The 1,141-nt window shown below is 69.1% G+C and carries 1 protein-coding gene; it reads left to right on the top strand.

Going from position 1 to position 1,141, the window contains the following annotated elements; all coding sequences use genetic code 11:
* Window positions 1–43: 43 nt before the first annotated feature.
* Window positions 44–1,090, top strand: coding sequence for a ParA family protein (locus ACWF62_RS20610; RefSeq protein WP_390117875.1), 1,047 nt, complete (start codon window positions 44–46; stop codon window positions 1,088–1,090).
* The last annotated feature ends 51 nt before the right edge of the window (window positions 1,091–1,141 follow it).

Here is a 1,141-nt window from a genome sequence, read left to right on the forward strand (position 1 = left end):
GTCCACACGTAACCGGGCCTCGCTGGTTCACCACCCCCGAGACATGGCAGGCTTTGACTCCACGGAGCCTTCGCACGTCGAGGAGAGTGAACCATTGCGGTCCGACGCCAATATCGCTGGGCAGACGGCCGATCCCGTCCCCGGACCCCGGTCCGAGCCGGTGGACGCGCCGGGCGGCGCTGTTGACATCGCCCACAGCGCGCCCGCGGCGGCCGATGCCCCGGTGGGGCGGGCGGCGCAGCAGACGGTCGCGGCCATGTACCGGGCCGGCGGCGGTCTTCCCCGTCCGGACCGTACCCGCATCATGATCGTCGCCAATCAGAAGGGCGGCGTCGGCAAGACCACCACCACGGTGAACCTGGCGGCCTCGCTGGCACTGCACGGGGCCCGGGTGCTGGTCATCGACCTCGACCCCCAGGGCAACGCCAGTACGGCGCTGGGCATCGACCACCACGCCGAGGTCCCCTCCATCTATGACGTGCTGATCGACAGCCGTCCGCTGGCCGAAGTGGTGCAGCCCGTCCGGGACATCGAGGGGCTGTTCTGTGCCCCTGCCACCATCGACCTGGCCGGTGCCGAGATCGAGCTGGTGTCCGTAGTGGCCCGTGAGAGCCGCCTCCAGCGCGCCATCAGCGCCTATGAACAGCCGCTGGACTACATCTTCGTGGACTGCCCGCCCTCGCTGGGGCTGCTGACGGTCAACGCGATGGTGGCCGGCGCCGAGGTGGTCATCCCGATCCAGTGCGAGTACTACGCGCTGGAGGGCCTGGGCCAGTTGCTGCGCAATGTGGAGCTGGTGCGCGGCCACCTCAACCCCGATCTCCATGTCTCGACCATCCTGCTGACGATGTACGACGGCCGGACCCGGCTGGCGTCTCAGGTGGCGGAGGAGGTGCGCGGCCACTTCGGAAAGGAGGTGCTGCGCACCAACATCCCGCGGTCGGTGCGGATCTCGGAGGCGCCCAGCTATGGGCAGACGGTCCTCACGTACGACCCGGGTTCCAGTGGCTCGCTGTCCTATCTGGAGGCGGCCCGGGAGATTGCCCTGCGGGGTCCCATTCCACGGCAGCATGAGGGGAATCATCAGTGAGCGAACGACGCAGGGGTCTGGGGCGCGGGCTGGGTGCGCTGATTCCGGCGG

This window comes from Rhodococcus sp. NPDC054953 (assembly GCF_053609225.1).

Bases quoted from the DNA above. Each gene is read 5' to 3' on its own strand.
- ACWF62_RS20610 (WP_390117875.1), top strand. From the start codon at position 44: ATGGCAGGCTTTGACTCCACGGAGCCTTCGCACGTCGAGGAGAGTGAA.